We start from the raw sequence: 209 nt of genomic DNA on the forward strand, positions 1-209 counted from the left end.
AAGCAGATTTAGGCAAAGTAGACTGTATTATTTACAGCTTAGCATCGCCTCGTCGTACCGATCCAAATACCGGTGAGGTGTATTCATCTACACTTAAACCTATTGGCAGTGCTGTAACTACAAAAAACTTAAATACGTCAAAGCGCGAAATTGACGAAGTAACAGTAGAAGCCGCAAGCCAAGATGACATCGACAACACCATTAAAGTG

General features: G+C 41.1%; 1 pseudogene. It reads left to right on the top strand.

The features are described from left to right. Window positions 1-209 (top strand): annotated as a pseudogene (locus tag CWB99_RS23890) (bifunctional NADH-specific enoyl-ACP reductase/trans-2-enoyl-CoA reductase); the annotation flags it as partial.

The sequence above is a fragment of the Pseudoalteromonas rubra genome (assembly GCF_005887095.1).
Lineage (GTDB): Bacteria > Pseudomonadota > Gammaproteobacteria > Enterobacterales > Alteromonadaceae > Pseudoalteromonas > Pseudoalteromonas rubra_E.